This window comes from Sphingobacterium puteale (genome assembly GCF_050986225.1).
Lineage (GTDB): Bacteria > Bacteroidota > Bacteroidia > Sphingobacteriales > Sphingobacteriaceae > Sphingobacterium > Sphingobacterium puteale.
Window position 1 is genome coordinate 3245256 of sequence record NZ_CP158959.1, and the last position, 22285, is coordinate 3267540.

At 37.5% G+C, this 22285-nt stretch carries 16 protein-coding genes; 10 read left to right on the forward strand and 6 right to left on the reverse strand.

Features of this window, described 5'->3' with window-relative positions; all coding sequences use genetic code 11:
• From ABTV71_RS13760 to istB, 7 genes are all read left to right on the forward strand, one after another.
• Entirely contained in the window at positions 1 to 939 is a 939-nt protein-coding gene (locus ABTV71_RS13760) for a sce7725 family protein (RefSeq protein ID WP_433903576.1), read from the forward strand.
• 10 nt (positions 940 to 949) lie between these two features.
• A complete protein-coding gene (locus ABTV71_RS13765; RefSeq protein WP_433903577.1) occupies positions 950 to 2014 on the forward strand; it encodes an RES family NAD+ phosphorylase in 1065 nt (354 codons plus the stop codon).
• Between the two features lie 196 nt (positions 2015 to 2210).
• Complete coding sequence (locus tag ABTV71_RS13770) at positions 2211 to 2648, forward strand: YbjQ family protein (protein ID WP_433903578.1); 438 nt, start codon at positions 2211 to 2213, stop codon at positions 2646 to 2648.
• Between the two features lie 108 nt (positions 2649 to 2756).
• Positions 2757 to 3293, forward strand: a complete 537-nt coding sequence (locus ABTV71_RS13775; RefSeq protein ID WP_433903579.1) for a hypothetical protein — start codon at positions 2757 to 2759, stop codon at positions 3291 to 3293.
• A gap of 179 nt (positions 3294 to 3472) precedes the next feature.
• Positions 3473 to 9025: a reverse transcriptase domain-containing protein gene (locus ABTV71_RS13780; RefSeq protein ID WP_433903580.1), complete on the forward strand. Its 5553-nt coding sequence runs from the start codon at positions 3473 to 3475 to the stop codon at positions 9023 to 9025.
• An 814-nt stretch (positions 9026 to 9839) separates the two neighbouring features.
• Entirely contained in the window at positions 9840 to 11417 is a 1578-nt protein-coding gene (gene istA / locus ABTV71_RS13785; RefSeq protein ID WP_241254831.1) for an IS21 family transposase, read from the forward strand.
• 44 nt (positions 11418 to 11461) lie between these two features.
• Positions 11462 to 12178 carry an IS21-like element helper ATPase IstB gene (istB, locus tag ABTV71_RS13790; protein WP_121127451.1) on the forward strand — a complete coding sequence of 239 codons (717 nt, stop codon included), beginning with the start codon at positions 11462 to 11464 and terminating at the stop codon, positions 12176 to 12178.
• Between the two features lie 13 nt (positions 12179 to 12191).
• Here the strand turns inward: istB and ABTV71_RS13795 are convergent, their stop codons facing one another.
• The 6 genes from ABTV71_RS13795 to ABTV71_RS13820 form a co-directional block, all read right to left on the reverse strand.
• On the reverse strand, positions 12192 to 12635 hold the full coding sequence (locus ABTV71_RS13795; RefSeq protein WP_433903581.1) for a hypothetical protein: 444 nt from the start codon (positions 12633 to 12635) through the stop codon (positions 12192 to 12194).
• 27 nt (positions 12636 to 12662) lie between these two features.
• Positions 12663 to 13958 carry a hypothetical protein gene (locus tag ABTV71_RS13800; protein ID WP_433903582.1) on the reverse strand — a complete coding sequence of 432 codons (1296 nt, stop codon included), beginning with the start codon at positions 13956 to 13958 and terminating at the stop codon, positions 12663 to 12665.
• A gap of 55 nt (positions 13959 to 14013) precedes the next feature.
• Positions 14014 to 14379: a hypothetical protein gene (locus ABTV71_RS13805; protein WP_433903583.1), complete on the reverse strand. Its 366-nt coding sequence runs from the start codon at positions 14377 to 14379 to the stop codon at positions 14014 to 14016.
• A 54-nt stretch (positions 14380 to 14433) separates the two neighbouring features.
• Positions 14434 to 14631, reverse strand: a complete 198-nt coding sequence (locus tag ABTV71_RS13810) for a hypothetical protein (protein ID WP_433903584.1) — start codon at positions 14629 to 14631, stop codon at positions 14434 to 14436.
• A gap of 52 nt (positions 14632 to 14683) precedes the next feature.
• Entirely contained in the window at positions 14684 to 15076 is a 393-nt protein-coding gene (locus ABTV71_RS13815) for a hypothetical protein (protein ID WP_433903585.1), read from the reverse strand.
• A 439-nt stretch (positions 15077 to 15515) separates the two neighbouring features.
• Positions 15516 to 16067 (reverse strand): hypothetical protein, encoded by a 552-nt coding sequence (locus tag ABTV71_RS13820; protein ID WP_433903586.1) that lies wholly within the window; start codon positions 16065 to 16067, stop codon positions 15516 to 15518.
• 970 nt (positions 16068 to 17037) lie between these two features.
• On the opposite strand from ABTV71_RS13820, the gene ABTV71_RS13825 reads away from it, so the two are divergent.
• From ABTV71_RS13825 to ABTV71_RS13835, 3 genes are all read left to right on the forward strand, one after another.
• Positions 17038 to 17412 (forward strand): hypothetical protein, encoded by a 375-nt coding sequence (locus ABTV71_RS13825; RefSeq protein ID WP_433903587.1) that lies wholly within the window; start codon positions 17038 to 17040, stop codon positions 17410 to 17412.
• Positions 17413 to 17649: 237 nt separating this feature from the next.
• Entirely contained in the window at positions 17650 to 20901 is a 3252-nt protein-coding gene (locus ABTV71_RS13830) for a SusC/RagA family TonB-linked outer membrane protein (RefSeq protein ID WP_433903588.1), read from the forward strand.
• Positions 20902 to 20911: 10 nt separating this feature from the next.
• Positions 20912 to 22270 (forward strand): RagB/SusD family nutrient uptake outer membrane protein, encoded by a 1359-nt coding sequence (locus tag ABTV71_RS13835; RefSeq protein ID WP_433903589.1) that lies wholly within the window; start codon positions 20912 to 20914, stop codon positions 22268 to 22270.
• Positions 22271 to 22285 lie beyond the last annotated feature (15 nt).

Here is a 22285-nt window from a genome sequence, read left to right on the forward strand (position 1 = left end):
ATGTATTTCCCTTATCTCCGAGGTAAGCAATTTGAGTTAATTGCATTACGTGAACTTGTAGGGCTTCCATTAAACCCAGATAAGATCATTCCTATTATTGAACCTGTAAAGAAGAATACCTCATCGCTAAGGACAGCACTTAAAGCTTTAAGCGGGGCTAATATCCGTGTACAGTTGGTGGTAAATGCTGAGCATGGAGAATTAAAAGGTGATAGTGAATCCATTTTTACTTTAATTGAGGAACTTAAAGATCTAGGTGTCACATCCATTATACCGACCTATTTAATTAAGACGGATCGTGATAGCTTTTTTGCACAAGAAAGCATTAGGCAAAGAGGCTTTTCCGATAACGGTTATGCATTGGTTCATCTTAATAAAACGAATGATATTCAATCTTTAAGCGATTTTACAAAGGATACAGCCTGCCTTTATAATACCATTCATATAAACAATCTTTTTGGTCTTAAGCGGAAGTATGATAACAGAGCGTTATTGAGTGATAATTTCAATAAACTTACAAAGAATACGGATTACATTGCGATAAGAGAAGAAGTATTTTCAACTGATTACCTTTACTATCCCGATGAGGGATGCATTGCTTTTTCAGATTACCAAACCATCGGAAGCGCCTATAGTGAAGGGGGAGGCCCCGCTTATGCTGTCGCCATACATTTAACCTTTAAATTGGAAGGAGATGAAGATATCCGTATAGCGCACTTTGTATCCAAATCAAATGATGATGCATCCGATCCAGCAAGGAAATACTTTGAAGCGTTGGAGGATTTAATACGATTTGTTGATGACAAGAATATTCCTGAAACAATAGCATTGAAAGAGTTTCGTAGACATTACCGGCAGCAATCTTTTTCGGGTTTGGGTGTTGTCAAAAAGCTTTCCATCATGCACCACATCGAATTGATCCAAGGCTTAATCTCCTAATCTCAAAGCTATGAATTGTTGTGTAAACTGTTTCGCAGACCAAGGGTTGCGGGACAGGATAGAAGCGGAATCCAACGGAAAGGGACTTTGTGATTTTTGTGAAAGTAAAGATGTTTTTTTGATAGCCTGCGAGGAACTATCTGATGTCTTTGATGCACTATTTGAACTTTATATCAATCATCCAACGGCTGTATTATCCCTCAAAGATGACAGGTCGGTTGCAATGCATGAACATTTAATATGTTATTGGCCAAAGTTGTTCGATAGCAACAAACTAAAACCCAAAGATGTAAAACAGTTGCTTAACCAGATTGGCCGGGGTTGGCTCGGATTCAAGGAATCATTATTTGAGGAACCAGTAGAGTTGCAGATCTATCTTAATGGTGAAGCGACGGACGATTCCCATCGGATGCAATGGGAGAAATTTGCATCCGAGATAAAAGAAGAGAACCGTTTTTTTATAGCTAACACCTTAGATTTAGAATTGTTGGAGTCTACCTTTAGCCGATTTGCAAAAACCTATCCTGTTGGAACGCATTTTTACAGAGCGCGGATCAGCGATCGCCCACTTGAAGTCTATGAGCTGGGTAAACCGCCCAAGCTGTATACAACACCAGGCAGAGCCAATCCAGTTGGTATACCGTATCTATATATTTCTGAAAGTGAAGAGACGACCTTTTATGAGACACGGGTTTCTTTGCACGAGTCCATTAGCATTGGACGTTTTACGTTAAAAGCTCCATTACAGATCATTTCATTAAAAAATATTGAAGATTACGGGCCATTTGAAGTTCAAGATCGTGGGTTTGATATTGAGGAGTTTATGTTGGTTCGATCTTATTTGTTAAAACTCGAAGAAGAGCTGTCAAAACCAGTTCGAAAGCAAGATGTTAATCTCGATTACTTGCCTACCCAATATCTTTGTGAGTATATTAAATCATTAGGGTTTCATGCGGTAGAATATCGAAGCGCAATGAAAGTCGGAGGTTATAACTTGGCAGTTTTTAATGATGCTGACTTGGTTTGTATAGAAGTGAATCATTATCATGTGAAAGGCTTGAAATACGATTGGTAATATACGTATGTCCAATTTTTTAAATTAGATTTTTTAAGGCTACGGTTTCCCGTAACCAATCCTACTTTCAAACCAGTACCTTGGCCTTACTGTTTGTAAAAATCTTGAAAGTTAATATTCACAAACATATTAATTCAAAATAAATAATTATATTAGGCTTGGGTATTAACCTTGCCCGATTGAAAAGTAGCATACCATGATAGTAACCACGACCAATTCCATCGAAGGGAGAGAGATTTCACGATATAATGATCCAATAGCAGCCAATGTAGTTATAGGCACCAATATCTTTATCGATATAGGAGCCAGCTATGTAGATTTCTTTGGCGGTCGCTCTACCAGCTATGAGAAGAAAATGCAGGAAATGTACAAGCGTGTCACAGAAACGCTCAAGCAACGTGCACAGGCAATTCGTGCTGATGCTATTATTGGGCTTAGTGTAGATATTGACGAAATTTCAGGAAGAGGGAGTCAGATGTTTATCATTCATTCTTTGGGAGTAAGGAAAAAAACCAACCAGATGAAGACCGATGTACCTTTTTTGTGGCTCTCTCAAGAGCAAAAAACAGAGTTATCTTTACATTTAGCAAGACTAGAACTGACAAATTTAACAGAGTACAACCTCAGAATATGAAAAACATTAGTGATATTCTTAACGGACTAGTAAATTCGAATTTGGCAACTGTTACGCAATTTTAGACACTAAAACATGTAATGAAATTTTTAATCAACCTTCAAACATATGAACGACGATCAAATCAAAGAAATTCTATTAGCCTCTTTATCAAATCTTCAGAATAACGATAGCTGGCTTTTAACAAAAAATCTTAGTGAGCAAAGTGTAAGTCATAAATTAGCAGAATATCTTCAAAGATATTTAAATGATTATAATGTTGATTGTGAGTATAATGGAGATATTGATGATCCAAACTCACGCAAGCATATTGCTATACTTCGTAACCAGTTAGAGCAAAATGGCCTCTTAAGCATACGTGAAACCCGCCTTGAAAGAGAAATTATTGAACGGGCCGTATTTCCAGACATTATCGTTCATAAACGAGGTAATAATAAAAATAACTTGTTGATTATTGAAGTAAAGAAAGCTAGTAGTAATGTACCATTTGATTATGATCGTTTAAAACTTATTGCTTACACTACCTCCGCACAAGGTAATCATTTAAAATACCAACTTGGGGCATTCATCGTAACAAATGAAAGTGGCAACTGCACAATTGAATACTATAAAGATGGTATGCTTTTGAATAATTTACTCTTGTAAATGAATATTCCAACAAAATTACTCCACTGGTTCCGAACGAAAGTTCTGCTTACTCTAGCTCAGGCAAAAAACAAAACCATTTTTGCTAAATCAAAATAGAGCTCGATTGGTTTGATACACCGAATACCATATATTTGGAAATATAAATGGACTAACTTTTAGATTATATAAAAAAATAAATGAGTAATTTGCCAGTTTACAAACAACTATCATCAAAGCTCTTCGACCTTTTCTATGTCGATGACAACAAATATGGGAGGCAAAATGATAATGGAACTTATAGACTAATAAGAAATAAAATTACCCCTGCTACCATAGATGACATGCTGCTCGAACAAAAGAGCTTACTCGCTTACCAGGAAATTCATACTTTACAGCATGCCTTTATAAAGTGGATATGTCTTGATCTAGATATTGTTAAAGCCGCTATTGAAAATGAAGAAGTTAAAGAATCGGATTTAGAGCTAGTAAAAAAATCAGCTGATAAAATTTGTGAATATTTAAAGCAGGAAAAAATTCCCTATCTATTGGAGTTTTCCGGTAGAAGGGGCTTTCATATTTGGATAGTTTTTGAAGAACTTCAAACCAAGGAAGACGGTTATAAACTGGTTAAACTCATTAGATCCAAGGTTGTCCTGGAGCAGAACATAAATGTAGACCTTTTCCCTAAGACACCCAGTGTTACTAAAGGTTCAAAAATGGTCGGTTTGGGCGTAAAGCTACCGTTATCGCAGAACAAAGTTTCAGGAAAATTATCATTTTTCCTCAATAAAAATGGAGCTTTTAATGTAAGCAAAGATAGCCATCCCGATAAAGCTAACAGTGATTTTTTGGAGTCACAGCTGAACATAATAAAGGAATATCCATTGGTCGACTCTGCAAAAATAAAACCATATTTGCAGGAATTTGACGATAACCAGCAAAGAAAATTCACAAATTCTCGCTTGTCTTTCTTAAAGAACACCAAAATTGTATCTCCACCAAGAATGAGTGGTGATCTTGAAAGTGTTCTTAATTCACTCAGGGAGTGCCAGCATATCAATCACATTTTAGAAAATTACCAGCAGGGCTTAAGCGGGCAAAACAGGAGTTTAATGGTTGGTTTGATCGGTCAACTTAGAACGCAAGATGATCCGCAATTAGGATTTCGGCTATTAAACGAATTTTTTTCGGGAATTCAGGGATATAGAAAAGAGCTCACAGAACAAAAGCTAAAACTTGCTGAATTCTATTACCCAGTGTCCTGCCACCATCTTGGAAGATGTAGTACTTGTTCTTGCAGTTTTTTAGAGTCTCCTTTGCAACTTATTAAAGGAGTTGAACTATCGCCACAGCCTCCTTTCAAAATTACCAATATCACTAAAGGTATTTTTGAGACAATCGTAAACGCGTCAATCAGGTACAGCCACATTAACGATGAGATACCGATTTACAGCCAACTGAAAAAGCTTGAGCGCGCATCCCAAGATGGCATCACTGATATCATCAATCAAATCTTCGAAGGTAACTTTCCTAATGTTAATGAGGTTTTTGAATTCAAGAGGAATGAGGTGGATAAGGTAAGAACGCTATACAGCATAGATTATATAACTAATATAATCTCTACCTATTTTCTCTTTGTATTGAATAATATTTTTTATTCAGAAATATCCCAGAACTCATTCGGATACCGGGTGGCACCTGGCTTTTACAATTCAAATATTTTTTCAAACTGGTTCGTAAATTGGTCTATATTTTCAAAAAACGTACAACAAATACTGGAAGGTGAAGAATTCGGCGACTACTATCTTGTTAAGGTCGATATTAAAAGTTTTTATGATCGTATAGACCTTCAAAGACTACAGATTAAGCTCTATGAGGAAGCACCTGATAAAATTGATGGAAAAATAAAAGATCTTGATGAAGAAAGCCGATTTAAATATCACAACATCATAAAGTATCTGTTGAAGGTTGCCAGACAAACCACTGGAAACGCAACTACTGGCCTTCCTCAAGGACCAGCATTTGCACGGTACCTGGCGGAACTGTACTTAATAGGCCTTGACAGGCTTATTGAGCAGGAACTAATTAAAGATAAACGGAGAGAGTTCTATTACCGTTTTGTTGATGATATTTTCATTTTTGTTGAGAATGAAAATAAGGCGAGAGACGTACTTAAAGGGATTCAAAAATGGGCATCGGTAAACAGTTTGGAATTAAATCCTTCCAAAACTGAAATCAGTAATGTACACGAATATTTGATTTCAGGTAAATTCAAACGATTCCAGGAGGATGCTAAATATGCCATAAACAAAGCCAACAAAAATAAAAACCTCCTTTCAGAGGTAGAAATCCAGGAAGCGATTGCTAGATTAGACGGAATAACTGACAATGCAAAATTCGGGATTAAAGATAACATTCGGTTTTTCTATTACCAATTTTCAGGAGATTCCAGACTTAAGCATATACGGACAAAGCTTGCGGATATTTTACCATTTTCATTATCTGGAAGGGGCTCCCTGTTTTTGCTTTTCTATAATGACCTTTACGATAGCCTTCCAGAAATATTCTGGAATCTGGTAAAACAACAAGAAAAAATTACTGGACTGTCACTTGGGCAATATTTAAACACAATATTACTCAAAGAAGATTCATCAAAAGTGCATCAGGAGCAAGTTGAACTACTTTTGACATCCCTTTATCAAAGGGATGACCTAAATGATGTTCAACGCAGTTTAATACTGACGCTGGCGCTAAAATACAAATTAAAAATACCCCAAAATTTTCTCTTTCAATGCTCCAAAAACCTCATTCATTCAGCAATGCAAACACCTGATATCACTTACACAGAAGATAACTATCATGTGCTTGAACAAATGTTGGCTGATAGATATAAAGTAGATTTTATAAATTCTATTTACCACATAATTTCAGATCACAAAATGGGACAGGAGGTCGCTAAGAAATTGGCTAAATATGTCTTTGTAAGGTTTAGCGAATGGAAGGACAACGATGAAATGGCCAGCAAACTAAAGTCGCCAACCGTTGCTCTGGAATATTACCACTGTCTTTGTTTTTTGACGCTATTCGAACACTCCGATGATCCATCAGCGCTGTCAGTCGCGTGGGAAAATCTACTTACAGTATCTAAGGAAATAAACTTGGGGGATAAAAAAATTACTTTTGATTGGATCAACAATGCAATTGAAAATTATTCGGGAGAATTTTCACCTAGTAGCTATACGCTTCTTTTAGCAAAAAAAGAGGGATCAGATTTAAGCAAATTTGATTGTAAGCATGGTTTCGTTGACCGGTTTCTCGAAATATTGCTAATTTTTCATTTTGCAAAAAAATTAAGTCTGGAAATGTTTCAAGGCGAATCCCAATCGATCATTGATAAAGGTTCGATGTTTGGTAAATGGTTAATTGATGACAATGCCAAACTCTACCCAATTACAGATATGTTATGTGTAAAAAATTTATCACTAAATGGTTTAATTGTCCTTACGAGTGACACGCATATATTCGTCAAAAACATCAACGGAAAACTTCCCATAGATCAATTTGAATACTTGGAGATTTTGCCCGGTTCAGATTTAACAGAATGTGAAATATCATCCAAAAACACCTCAAAATTGGAAGTATACGAGAATGCTCCAGATTTCATGTCGCTAATCGGCATAATTGCAAACCGGATTAAAAAAGATGAACAATATAGGATAGATTTCAAAACAAATTATCCCGTCTACTACAATCATCCATACTTAAAAGATGACAAAACGCTAGTACCGTTTTATTCAATTTTCGAAAAAAAAATATCGGTAAACGGTGTTTCCCAAGCTAACGATGCAAAAGGATACTGGGAAAATTTATATGCTCTGGTACAAGAATTTAATCGAAATATTTGGGCACTCCCAGATCAGGAAAATCCGTTTAACTTCAAATTTAGTGCCTTAACAGAACGTTTTTTTCCTAAATCAGATATTATTTTAAACTCAGATCATGAAAAATTAGAATTTATCTGTGCTTTTGCTGAGATTAATAAAATAGTACCGGCCAGCTCGGCTTTTCAATTTCATTATTCATGGCTACAAATAGTTTGGGAATTTATAGAAAGGTCAGGCACTAATATCAACAATAGATTTAACCAACTATTAAGCATCCATTTTGCGCAATTTGTTACTGAACCAGAAGTTGCTTATGATGTTCTTTTTGCTGTTGATCACCGCACAAATGCAAAAAGTAGCTCGTTAGAGGAGTTCAATGATACAGTTCGTTCTTCTTTGGTCCTTTTTCAGAATGAAGTTGATTTAGGTGATTTCAATATTGTAACCCTATTTGACGAAGAAGTCAGTCTTTTTACAGATGTGGCTATGGAATCACTAAAATTATGTTCTAGTGATTTTATAGCAATAAAATTGGATTTTTCCCCGTTTTACAATTTGGAAAAAGAGGAAAAAGATGTCAGGGTACATTATAAAACAGAGGATCTGACTTCTCTGCCGGCATATCTTTTTGACCGCAACACTTCACAGTTTTGGTCAAAAAGTTATTTACAACTTCAACCTCTTTTGAATGGGAAAAAATACTTCGCCCACAAAAATAGGGAAGGAATATGGATTTGCATTACCGAGCCAGAAATATCAAAAGCTTATGACAGGATCTGCGACAGACGAGGCATGTACGAAAATGTAAAAACAGCGGTAAAATTTAGAAAAGTGTTTCCAACAGATGAAATTTACCTAACGGCAAAAAATGAATACGATGTTTACCAAGCCGCTGCCATGGAACAGTTACTTGAACCACATTACTGGAAAAAAAACGTCATCAATGAACGAGTAATTAACTGGCTGAGCATTTTTAATGAGGAAAGTATTAAAGGCTCCGATCTGGCCAAATATATGGCAGATCACAATTTTGGGATTCCGAAATTGTATAGGGCTATAATGGAAGTTGCCCTTATCCATAAAGGACCAACGGAGAAAGATATCGAGGATTTTAAAAAAGCAATGTCAGAATACAGCTCTACAGACTGCTGCATTTTCACCTTAAAACATCCTGGCCGTGATGAAAACGGATTATTCAGACTAATTAACAAAGCTGGTTTTCCTCCAAGAAGCTTCGACTTTGAAAAACACGCAAATAATTTGTTCACGACTGATCTGAAAGACAAAACGATAGTCTTAATCGCCGACCTAACAATTTCCGGTTCCCAGATGATTAACGCTTTAAAATATTATTTTGCCACATACGAAACTCAAGAACAGCTTGATGGGGTAAATAAACAGGCAGAAGATCGAAATCTAAAATATTTCAGGTACAACACTATCGAGGAAGCAAAAAGGTGCCTTGAAAATTTTAAGGGGGCTAAAGAAATAGTGATGCTCTCGCCAATGACTACAGAAGTTTTTGTGACTGAAATTAATAAAAACGAGGTTTTAAAAGGAAAATTAACAATAAAGGCGATGACGACCTTAAAAGAAAATGAATATCTTTTCGAAAACAGTAGTGTTGGAGATCAAAACAAAGAGCTTTTTAACACACTTATAAAGGACGTTGAATTAATGAACAGACTTTTTGTTATCCCAAAAGAATTAAAATATACCCAAGACGTAAAAGATACGGGCAAATTAAACATTCTCTTGCGCGTTGGCTCGCTACCAAGGCGGCATATCAGATTGTTTTCTTTAAAATCCAAAAACAGTGGTCTTACTTTTTTCGATTATATCGAAAACTGGGGAATTTCCAACTAGATAAAGCAGTTAACTACAAAAAACACTTCTCCAATCCTCTTAATCTTTGCTCGGTAGAAGGATTTTGGCGAGCGCCATGCTGTCGCAGAAATAATGGATTCTGCGACAGACCTTACCGCTTAACTGGTGACATCAACTTTTGACCTAATCTTATTGCAACCTCCAGTGACTTTCCACTGTTCAAAACTGAATCTTGATATATGCGGAGATAAAGTAAGATCCGATGGAATTACGTAAAATATACTACAAAAGTGGTATTGTGATCAATTTAAATTGGGTTTAAATTTAGTTCCGGAAAATTGAAAGTCATGGAGTAACGGTAAGCTTAGGATTTTTGTGCATATTCCGGTGATGTTGACCCTCAAAAATAAAGCGGGGACTAATTCCAGAGCATCTTGCCCCCTTGGTTATTTTGATTTTTTTTATTCATCTACAGATTTGAGATTTTGTAATAAATTGTGAAGGGGGAGGTCAATGTAATATATTTATCGATGGGTAATTATTATATACTTTTTAAATTGATACTATTATTTCAGATCATTTTTTAAAAATTGAGCGATACGATCAGCAGGTTTTAATTTGTGAAATTTGATAAAATGGATATACTTGAACAAGCTGACCCCTCAAAATTGAATTAGATTTAGGGATGCATATAGCGTTTAAGGCTGTTATTCAACTGCCATACTGGCTGATGTTGACCCCCTAATTCATTTTTCAGTTCATTGCGCTGGAGCATGCTGACCCCTTAGCAAGTAGTTTTTGTTACTTAGTGATCAAACAATTCGGATCACTGATGGCTGGAAAACCAAAACGAATGAGTCAGATAAAGCAATTAATCAGATTGTACCAGAGCGGTAGCGGTATAAAAACAATCGCTCGCATCCTTGGTATGAGCAAGAATACGGTGAAGTCCTATCTTAAAAAGATGGCCGACGGCGGTTTCAATACGGAAGAACTTCTTAAACAGGAGGATCCCCTGTTGGAAAAGTCGTTCCACGCAGGGAATCCTGCTTACAAGGCAGACAAGTTTGAGTACCTAAAAAGCCGTCTTGACTATTATGAAAAAGAACTTAAGCGTACCGGAGTTACCAAGCTGCTGCTCTGGCAGGAATATATAGAAAGTGATCCCACGGGTTATAGCTATCCACAGTTCAACTATCATTTAAGGCAACAGCTTATCTCGCGCAAGGGCAGCATGGTGATTGAACATACCGCCGGTGATAAACTATATATTGACTTTTCCGGAAAAAAGCTCCATTATATTGACAGGTCCACCGGGGAGCTGGTCGCCTGTGAGGTATTTGTGGCCTGCCTGCCCTTTTCAGACTATGCATTTGCCATCGCTGTACCATCTCAGCAGACCCCCGACTTTTTTTATGCACTGAGCAGCTGCCTGGAGTCCCTTGGCGGTGTGCCAAAGGCCATTGTCCCCGACAATCTCAAAGCAGCTGTCATCAAGGCCGATAAATATGAGCCGGTCCTGAACCAGTCCATGGAAGACTTTGCCAATCACTACGGCACAGCTGTGGTTCCGGCGCGTGCAGGCCGCCCAAAAGACAAATCATTGGTAGAAAATCAGGTAAAAATGATCTATACCCGTGTTTTTGCACCACTGAGAAACAGGCAGTTCTTTGATATCCATACGCTCAATGAAGCTATAAAGGTCTGTATGTTAAAGCACAACCAGACCCGGATGCAGCAAAAGCCATACTGCCGAGAAGAGCGGTTCTTAAGTTCCGAAAAATCAACATTGGGCGAACTTCCCAAAGAACGCTTCGAGCTGAAGAGCTACGCTGAACTCAAAGTTGGAGATAACGGACATATCTATCTGCAGCGCAATAAACACTATTACAGCGTACCCTTCGCTTATATCGGAACAAAGGTAAAGATCATTTACACACGTAATATGCTCTCGATCTATTGTCGGGGCAAACAGATTGCCGCGCACATACGCAGTTACAGGGAAAATGCGTACACCACTCTGGCGACACATTTAAAGTCCGAACATCAGGCGTATAAGAACCGCTCGCATGAAACGTACCTGACAAGGGCAAAAGCACACTCTGCAGAGTTCGCCAAACTTCTGGAGATACTCTTTGAGCGGGCGCATTATCCCGAGCAGTTATTCCGTACCTGTGACGGACTGTTCAGGCTAAAACGGGACTTCCCGGCAGAAGAATTTGACAAAGCATGTAGTTACGTACTAAAAAATAAACTATATACCTACTACTACTTTAGGAATGTACTTGAAAACGGAACAGCAAACAATCAGGAAGAAACTTCCGTAAAAAGCTCCCTGCCGGAGCATGCCAATATCAGGGGAAGAGCGTATTATGCAGGCAGCCAGCCGACACTGTTTGATCAGTCAAACGATGGACCCGCAATATTGTGATGGGCAGGAATGAACAGAATAAAATAAACAAATAATAAAATAAGATGAATATTGAAACACAGATGAGAGCGTTACGCTTACATGGTATGGAGCGTAATTGGAAAGCATTGAATGAAACCCGTCGCAGTACAGAACTCACCCTTTCCGAAGGACTGTCCCTATTGCTGCAGGCAGAATCAGATGAAAGGGATGAAAAAAGGTTTGAGCGCCTCAAACAGAATGCCGGGTTCCGCTATCAGGCTTCGATAGAGGAGATAAACATGGTCGCTACCAGAGGTTTGGACAAGGGATTGATCACTACGCTGGCTACCGGCGAGTACATCAAAAAAGGAGATCCGATACTCATCAGCGGTGCTACGGGCTGTGGGAAGAGCTTCCTCTCTTCAGCATTGGGCCATCATGCCTGTGCCCAAGGGTATAAAGTCCTGTACTTTAACCTGCAAAAACTACTCCTAAAGACTAAAATGGCCCGCCTGGAAGGTACACTGCATAAGCTGATGGACAGGATATCAAAAACAGACCTGCTTATTGTCGATGACTTTGGCCTGGTAAATCTGGACCAGCAGCAAAGGCTGGATCTGATGGAAATAATTGAAGATAGACACGCTAAAGCCTCGACAATAATTGCCAGTCAGCTACCTGTGGCCAGTTGGTATGATGTAATCGGTGAAGATACAATTGCAGACGCAATACTCGATAGACTGATCCATGGATCTTACAGAATAGAACTTAAAGGCGAAAGTCTAAGAAAAAAGAAGTAATATTGTCAGGTCATCAGTTGGACTGAGATACTAACTCGTTAGAGGGGTCAATATGTCCAGCGGAGGGGTCAACATCAACATTATATCCAATAAAAGAAGCTGCAGTACTATTACGTTTTTTTATTTTCATTTCTAAATCTAATTCATCTTTGAAACCAAATCCAACGTCATAAAGTAAGTCAAAGAAATTATTCATATCTGGACTAGAATGAAATGTTTCTTTACGATCACATATTTTTAAAAAATTCTGTCTGTCAAAAAGAAAATATGCACAGAGTTCGAGTTCATCGTAGCAAAAAACGCGACCTTGTAGTTTTTCTCTAGCTAAGAGAAATTCTTTAAACTCTTCTTTATGATTTTTCTTTCTTTTTAACGTTATTAAAAAACTTTCGAGATCATTTAGTCCTACTGACCAAGGGAAGTTGCAATTATCTTCTATGTCGAGTAGGTAGCTCAAGTCGCACTGTATTTGCCCAAATCGCTCCTACGTAACGACTAATGTGAATATCTCATCATAATCATTCGGGTTAATAGTTTTTAATATCTTTTTACTCTTGTGGAGGAGATTGAAAGGAGAATCCCCATAAAAGTATTCCTCAACATGTTTTGCCTGCTCATAACCTTTCCCTATTGACTTTTTGAAATCATCCTTGATACGATTATATGCTTTATATTCATCTCGAAGAGGATCACGATATTTATGAGCTTTGCATTCTATAATATATACAATACGATCTTGTAAGATGATTAGATCTTTCTCATTATTATCTAAATAGTATGAGCGAAAATATTGAGCATCTGATTCAAAAAAGTCATGAAACAATTCCTCAGTTTTATCTTCAAGATATTTATCTCTACGTTCTGAAACTTTTCTTCCAGGAGTCATGGGGCTATCACAAATCTCATATAAGAATTCATAAATAGCATTTATTAATTGTTTGGAGAAAATCATTAAAACGTTTTCATTGTCCATAAAGAAAATAGGCTTGGTCAAATATGGACATTGGTCTGTATAATATATATATTCTTGATTTTCTTTTTGCTCCAAAGTAAAATACTTAAGCAAAAGCTTTCCTTTTTGTTGACCTATTTCGTCGTAAATTTCAGTTAGACCAATCCCCATTTCGTATACAGCGTTCTGACCAAGATTAACTAAATGAACCTTTTCGTCAAGAGTTAAATCATTGATTTTTTTTCTTCCTTTTAGGGACTGTAATACTGTGTCATTATTAAAATTGTTGTTTAAATAATTTCTACCTTTTTCCCTTTCTAATTTGGTAATTAGTTTAAAGAATTCAATAAAATCACTTAAAGCTAAACCAGTTTCTTTTAAAATATGCGTTTCAAAATATTGGAAAGTTTGTAAAACTCTTTCTATATCTTGTTCATAATAGGTCAGCGGAGCATTTAGATAAAAATTGAGGAAAGTACTTTTTGTTACTATTATTCGATTGATATCTTCTCGAGACTCCAGATTTATCTTGCGAGAAGGAAGGTTGTAACTATCTTCAATTTCATTTAATAACTCAAATATCCTCTGATCAGATTTGTCTCCAGGAAAGTATAGGTTTTTTCCACATGACCCCGTACTGTGAAATAATGAGATTAGGTACATTAATTGCCTGATAGGGGATTTTAGGATAACGTTACGCTTATGACGAACATGAATATTGGCAAGATGGGAAACATGCGCTGTAAAGCTACGATGGTCGTAATGACTAATCAGTTCTTTAAGTTCTTTCGCTAACGTAGTTGCTTTATCACTAGGTGTATTAGACATATTCAAATCTAATTATGTGAAATTTACTTGATAATTTGTTTCTCATATAATATTTTTAGTCCTCAGCTTTCTTCATTATGTATATAATACCAAAAGTTCCGCCCGACCCGTTATAGTTATCCGTTAAATCGAAAGTATTTACTAATTCATAACCAATTTTAGACATATAGTTCAGTATGGCAGCATAAGATTTTTTATTGGTCAATATTTCGGACAGTTTTTCACCTTCCGCGATCTGCTCATCTGAATCTCCTAGGTCAACTTTTACCTTTAGTTTTTTCGATAGGAATTTTCCTTCCACCCGGATATAAGCATATGAAAAGGTTGTTTGTAGCTCGGTTTGGTTATCTCTTTTATGATGTGCTGAACTGTTTCCAAGACAGCAGACAAATAAAAATATGGTTAATAAGAACTTATACATGAGAGCTTTTATTTAAAAAATCGTCATAAACTATAGAATCAAATAATACTTTTCTTATTTGTGCCTACCGTATCGATTTCCTGTTTTAACGTTCTTATAGGTTCCTCCTTTATGAGAACTGCCTTTGCCACTTTTATAGGTTCCACCATGGCTGGTAGTATGTCTTTTCCCAGGATATTTTGTACGAGCACTTAAATCTTGAAAAGATAAGGCGAGAACTATAATTGTGCATATAGCAATTACTTTTTTCATGTAATTTATGGTTTTAAATTGAATCTTATTTATTAAAGCGAAAAATGCATTCTTACTCAATTAGTAACACTTTTCTATCCTTTTCTCTTCCCCAGGTGATCTGCCACATTCTACCGTCTATTTGATCGAGAAGAATAAAATTAAAAATATTAGTAGTTGGATAAAGAAAAAATCTGTCATTCTTTTCTTCATCCTTATCTACTAAAAGTGTATCTGATAATGTACTTACAGATCTGTTTTTACTGCTTGTATCCCATTGAACTTGCCACATCTGTCCATTTCTTGTATTCAATTTGATAAATGTAAACATATTTTGTGTAGGGAAAAGCTTGTATCCAACTGTACTATCCGTAGAATTAATTTGAAAAGGTGGACTAGATGTATTTTGTGCAAAAGATTTCGCTATATAAAACAGCAAGAATAGTGTGATAAATCTTGTCTTCATAATGATTATATAATTATTTTCTCGATTTGATGAATAAGTTATTTCGCTTCTGACAGGGAACCATTATCTATTAATCTCTTCATTAGTCTATCACCAGTTTAGAGAAGCTAGATCCTTTATCACTACTGCGAAAAGTAATATCATTAACGTACAAAAGAAAAGATGTCCCATTAAGAACATGGTCCGCTTCTTCCTCGGCTCTTCTTTGCCTTTAAAGGCCATCCAACTGTAATATAACCCAAGTGGTGCTAAAACTAAAGTAATGAGATATGGTATTGCTACGAGAGCTTCATAAAATATTTTAAAATTCTCATTTACTGTTCTTAATAATGTTACTGTGAGTATGGAAATCAGCAATCCTAATCCATAAAATCTGAATATTTTTATTGATTTTTTTAGGTAATACGGTTGTTCCACTTTAGGCATATAACTGTTAAAATTATTTACTTTTCCTCCTGTAATTCGCCTCACGATTATATTCTCTTATCTGTTCCAATCTGAGCAAATATTCCTCTTCTTTATTAATCCGTAAATCTGGAAATCTTAGATTACATAGATAACCCAAGTCTTCACCGAAAGCTAATTCCAATTTTGTAATTTCCTCAATCTTAATATTTTCGTCCTCCTCTGAGATCAAGTAATCGATTCTGCTTGATTTTAGCTGTGCATTTTCAACAACTTCTTTTTTGGGAAGAACTTCAAATTGATGTCTATCTTTTAATATTTGACCTAACTTTGTAAATTTAGGCTCGTAGAAAACTTTTTTTATTTCATTGAAATAGCCTTCTCCGAAAATTTCGTTTAGAAATGCAAAATGCTCCTTCTTTAACAAAAACTTTAGCAATAAGAATTCTTTACATGTAAAATTTGGATATTTTAAATTTTTCATATTTGAGAGGATAGGCACTTCAATATTTGTCCATGCACTTATTTCAGATAACTGATATCCCGAATTGACAATAACTCTTGACAGATTTTTCTTCCAATCCATATTTTACACTTTTTATTTTTTTAATTTGACATTTTGATAAGTGTTTATTATCTTTGTTATACATAATAGCGATAAAGTAGGGTATAGCCCTAACTTAACGATGTTACTCATGAACGAAAACGACCAAAAATTCCACATGAGCTAATCGTGAGTTCGCCATTTCTATTAGATTTTTTTATCTTCGTGATATAGTCTAATAGGGCGGACCTCATGTAAGTCTTTTGTGGAAAATAATCTTTGGATTATTGGCGCTTGGTCGTGCCACGTTCAAAAGCATTGAAGTTCGCCCTATTTGTTTAAAACCAAATTGACTTCTTCAATGTTTGATTGGCATCGTTCACATAAAACCAAAAACGATTATGAGAACGAACAGTACAAACACCACCCATCACCCGCAATCGATCAAAGATCGATTAGCGAGGTATTCTCGCAAATCACTTTTAAAGAACATATTCCGTGCACCGGAATAGGGGGCGCACAATCAAAACAGGCTGTAAAGAGCAATAAAAAGGGGAGGTCTTGACTTTCCTTATAACAAAAAGACAGCTGAACCCAGTTCAGTTTAATTTCCCTCTTTTACGCCTGTCACCGACCTATACACTTATATAATTGCATAAAAAGGTAATATTGGCCAATGATACAGCTTGATTTAATATTTGCACCTTAAAATTAAGCAAATTTTCATTCAGTCCAAACTTTTTTACCTGTAGTTTTTATTGCAATACAATTATTGTGGTAGGTCGGTCTTTATTTCTTTCCGGCAGGGAGCGCCATAATTAACCCTAATTTATGCTTTGAAATTGTCTCAGGGCGCTTTTCGGACTTTTAACCGTATTTGTCCATTTGGCATAGGTCTCTTTTGACTTGTGCGATGACAGGCCATTTTAACGCGAAAAAATCGCGAAGGGGGATGCTATGGCCTAATTTTCCGGTAGCACCTCGGGTTTGTCGTACTTGATGAAACTAAATTATGAACCAACAATCTAACAATCTGCTGCCTTTTGAGCTAGCATGTTATGAAATATACGATAATGGATACGATCCATTACATACCATTCGGGAGTTCTGGTCCCTACATACTATCAAAGACTGTCAGGAAAGCCTATGGGCACTCTTCGAGAACTATAGAAAGTGTGCCGTACAGGAAGATGCTGCCAACGTGAAACAGATTCATACCTTTTTGATGAAAGTGTGCCGTGTGCTGATGGCTTATTTCCTGGTGCACTTTCGCAAGATCGAAATCGATGCGGTGCCATTCGCCTTTGCAGAGCCTGCGGAAATCATTACGGCGGATCTGGAAGCCAAACAAAGGATCCACAGTTTCTTTAATAGAATTGCAGAATAATACCTAATCCATAAGCAGGTGATAAAAAGATCTAATCTATGCACTGCCTTATTGGATAAGGTAGTCAATATTCCAGTTATACAGATTACACTACTTGTAATCTTATTCATACTAGTTTTTCAATCCTATTTAATCTGCCTTTTAAAGGCATTGAAGAACATAAGAGCTTTTACCCTAGTAGCTCTTATGTGTTTTAATTATATTATTTGTTCTTTAAAGGTATTAAAGAATACAACAATGCTTTTTACTTGCATTGCTGTATTTCATATGTTTAGTTTATCGGCTCAGACGCCCCGCAAGGACAGCGGGGCCGATGGACCGTTAACAGTGTCTGGTACAGTAATATCGGCTACCGACGATAAACCAATTCAGGGAGTGTCGGTCCGCATAACAGATGAAAAGGGGCGGGCATCCACCAAAAGTGATGGCTCTTACTCCGTGCCAGTAACAGCTACGGCAGGAACCGTGAAGTTTAGCCATGTGGGTTTTAAGCCTGTAACTCTACCATATTCTGCTGGGGTATCGTTAACTGTGAAATTGATACCGCTGGAGAATCAATTGGATGAGGTGGAGGTGGTCTCTACCGGTTACCAAAAGATACCGAAGGAGCGTGCAACAGGGAGTTTTGAGTTTGTGGACAACAAGCTACTCAACCGAAAGGTGTCTACTGATTTTATCAGTAGGCTAGAGGATGTGGTGCCGAGTATAGCAATCTTCGACAAGGGGCAACGAGAGACGAAGGGTTTTCTGATGCGGATGAATGTCAGAGGGCAAAGTTCGCTCACAGCTGCAAGCCCTCTGATAGTCGTGGATGGCGTACCCTATGAGAGTAAACTTGCTGATTATGGGCTTGGTGAATTCAATAATATCAACCCAAATGATATTGAGAATATTTCAGTTTTAAAGGATGCTTCAGCAGCATCCATATGGGGAGCGCAATCGGGTAATGGTGTCATAGTCATCACAACCAAAAAGGGGAAATTTAATGCTCGGCCTAAGATCGCATTCAATTCCAACATAAGCATTAAGAACAAGCCTGATCTTTTTTATTATCCCCAGATGACAGCAAAGGACTATATTGATCTGACGCAAATCTTATTTGATAAGGGGCGATATGATTCGTACTTTAATGACCTGTATTATAATCCGATAGATATCGTCTGGTCAATGAAAGATCAACGTGATGGCAAGATTTCCAAGGCTGAATTGGAGGAGCTAAAGGATGTGCTTGGCCGTCAGGACCAAAGGAATGATTTTTTAAAATATATCTACCGTAAAGCGATAAACCGACAGATAAATGTGCAGATCTCCGGTGGTGGAGACAAAGCAAATACATTATTCTCCATAGGTTATGACGGTAACAAAAACGAGCTTGTCACTTCTTCTTACAATCGGGTGGTATTGAGATCGGCATCTCAGTTTAAGCCCGTAAAAAATCTCTTGCTGGATGTATCGATGACCTATACCCGTTCAAAATCAGTGGATAGCTGGGATTTTGTCGGCTATAACATCTTGGGGAAGGGTGTTGAAAATCCGCCTTACCTGCGTTTGGCCGATCAACAGGGTATCCCGCTAAGCTATGATATTTCAGGTTTTAATCGTATTTATCGTGATACATTGGCAGGTAGAAGGTTGCAAAGCTTTAACTATTCGCCGCTAAATGAAATCAAGGAGTCAAAAGTGACCCAAAAGCTTCATGAAATTCTGGCTAATTTTTCGGCTTCTTATTCCTTGAATTTTGGTCTAAAGTTCCATGCCCTATATTCTTATCAAAATACCCAAAATCCGATAGAATCCTGGCGTGGCCTTGGATCGTATTATCTCCGTTCTATGATCAACGATTATGCGTCATGGGATGATAAACAGGTGACATGGAATCTGCCCGTAGGTGAACAGTTGATTACAAATAACTGGGATAGTCATATCCATCACGGTAGATTAAATATGGAGTACAATAAAACCTGGAATCTAAAGAACGAGATAAATCTATTGGCGGGCTACGATGTCCGGCAATTGCAAAAGAACCTTTTGGTGTCTCAGTATTATGGCTACGATAGGGAAACAGGCACATTTAAATCGACCGCTTTTGGAAAGGAAGTACCATACCTCAATGGTATGTTTGGTACTTATGCTTTACCTGACGATGGCCGAATAGAAGCGCTCACGAATAGGTACTTATCGTATTATGCCAACGGTTCTTACAGCTACGATCAAAAGTATATCGTAAGCGCTAGTTTCCGAAAGGATGCCTCAAATCTGTTTGGTGTAAAGGCCAATGATCGTGGACAGCCTTTTTGGTCTACAGGACTAGCTTGGCTAATTTCTAAAGAGGACTTCCTGAACAGTCGCTGGATTGACATGCTTAAAATTAGGACGACATATGGTTATAATGGTAATGTTAACAATTCTGTTGCAGCCTATCCCATTATCAGTGTTCAATCTGCGGTAAACAGTATCACGGGACAGAACTATGCAATAATGAGTACACCGCCCAACCCTAAACTACGATGGGAGCGAATTGCTAATCTCAACTTCGGCGTTGACTTTGCCTTATTTAAACATCGCCTGAATGGTAGTGTCGAATATTATCAAAAATGGGGAAAAGATCTAATTTCAGTCGCACCAGTGGACCCTACGCTAGGATACAGTACACTTACAGTGAACTATGCAAATACCAAAACTAAGGGTTGGGATATTTCTCTACAGGCGAAATCCGTAGAGTCAAAAGATTGGGGCTGGCAGCATAATCTGGTTTTTTCTTATAACAAAACCTTGGTGACCAAAGCTTATACCAATCCGTCAAACCCTTCATACCTGTATATGGCTGGAAATAATTCGAGCCCAATGACTCCAGTGGAGGGTGCCGACCTATATGCGCTACTGAGCTATAGTTGGGCTGGGCTGGATCCGGAAGATGGTAGCCCGAGGGCTTATCTTAATGGTGACATCAGCAAGGATTACCTGGCAATCAGAAATAGCAAATTGGATCAGTTACAGAACAATGGGTCGACAAGGCCGCTCTATTTTGGTTCACTGCGCAATACGGTCAGATTTAAAAATGTTGAACTTTCTTTCAATATTGCTTTCCAGCTGGGACACAAATTTTTGCGTTCATCATTCAGCAATAGTTATTTTATCGACCGATACATTGGCCATTCGGACTATGCGCTCCGTTGGCAAAAGCCCGGAGATGAGCTGACCACTAATGTGCCAGCTTTTATCTATCCTAATAGCTCGCTTGCAAGTGAGATTTATATGCAGTCCTCAGCACTGGTAGAAAATGCCGGACAAATCAAGTTGCGCGACATCCAATGTAGTGTCCAGATCCCTTATTTAAGTCGCTATGGACTGAAAGATTGCCGCCTTTACGGTTATTTTCAAAACATAGGAACATTATGGCGCGCAAACAAAAAAGGTATTGATCCTGAATTTGGAAACTCTTATCCGGATCCGTTGATGTGTTCACTAGGGATCAATTTTAACTTATAATTTGAAGAATATGAAACTATATTATCTTTATTTCATTGTATGGGTGGGATTACTAACAGGGTGTAATTCATTTTTGGATAGAAAATCCGATATCCATATGACTATACCCAAGTCCTTGGATGATGCTAAGCTGTTGTTAAACGATTATACCAATTTGACAGGAGGGTTTCCTATATACGGGGAACTGGGCACGGATGACTATTATGTAACTGATGCTACCTGGAATGCAGCATCTTCATTGGATCAGCGCAACGCCTATATTTGGGCCGATGTACCTTATACGGATGCTATTCAGTGGCAGAGACCATATAAATCTGTTTATGTTGCAAATCAGGTATTGGACATTTTAAAGGGGATTAATGCCGCTGATAATATGGAGGAGTATGCTCGTTGTAAAGGAGCTGCTCATTTTATACGCGCGTATTCATTTCATCTATTGACAGAACTGCATTGTCCGGCTTATACGATAAATACAGCACCTAATGACTTTGGAATCCCTTTGCGCTTGGATCCGGGAATAGATGGGAAGTCAAACCGTGCTAATCTGAAAGATACGTACGATCAGATTATCTCCGATTTTAAATCAGCGGCATCCTATCTCCCTATTGTAGAGAGTGTAAGAGGCAGGCCTTTTAAAGCATCGGCCTATGCGGGACTTGCCAGAGCCTATTTAGATATGGGGGATTACGACAATGCATATTTGTACGCAGACTCTTGTCTGCGGTTGAAACCTGAGTTGATCGATTTTAATAGCCTTAAGGCAACAGATGCTTTACCGATTCCAAAGTTTAATATTGAGGTTTTGTATTCGGCATTATCGACAACGCTAGGGATTATGGGAGCCAATTTCGCCTTGATGGGCAAAGATTTATATAACAGCTATCATGCAAATGATCTGCGCAAAGGCATCTTTTTTAAGGCTACTAATAATCCCCCAAATTCCTTTTTATTTAAAGGTAGTTATGATAAATCTTCAGCCAATATCTTTATGGGGCTTACCACCAGTGAGGTTTATTTAATCAAAGCAGAAGCAGCCTGTCGCATCGGATATATAAAGGAGGCTTTAGCCTGTACAAATAAGTTACTCAAAAATCGTTGGAACAAGAACACGACTTACGAGGAAATTACCGAGAATGATCCTGATAAGTTATTGTCACTTATTGTCAACGAGCGCAGGAAAGAATTACTATTTAGAGGTCGTCGTTGGGCTGACCTCAAAAGGCTCAATTTAGACCCTCGCTTTCAGAAAACATTAATAAGAACACTCGGGGAGGAGAAGTACTCTTTAGCGCCCAATAGTCCTAAATATGCTTACAGATTGTCAGAAACGGTGATAAACCTGGCAGGTCTTCCTCAAAATAAAAGATGAGAATTTAAAAATAAA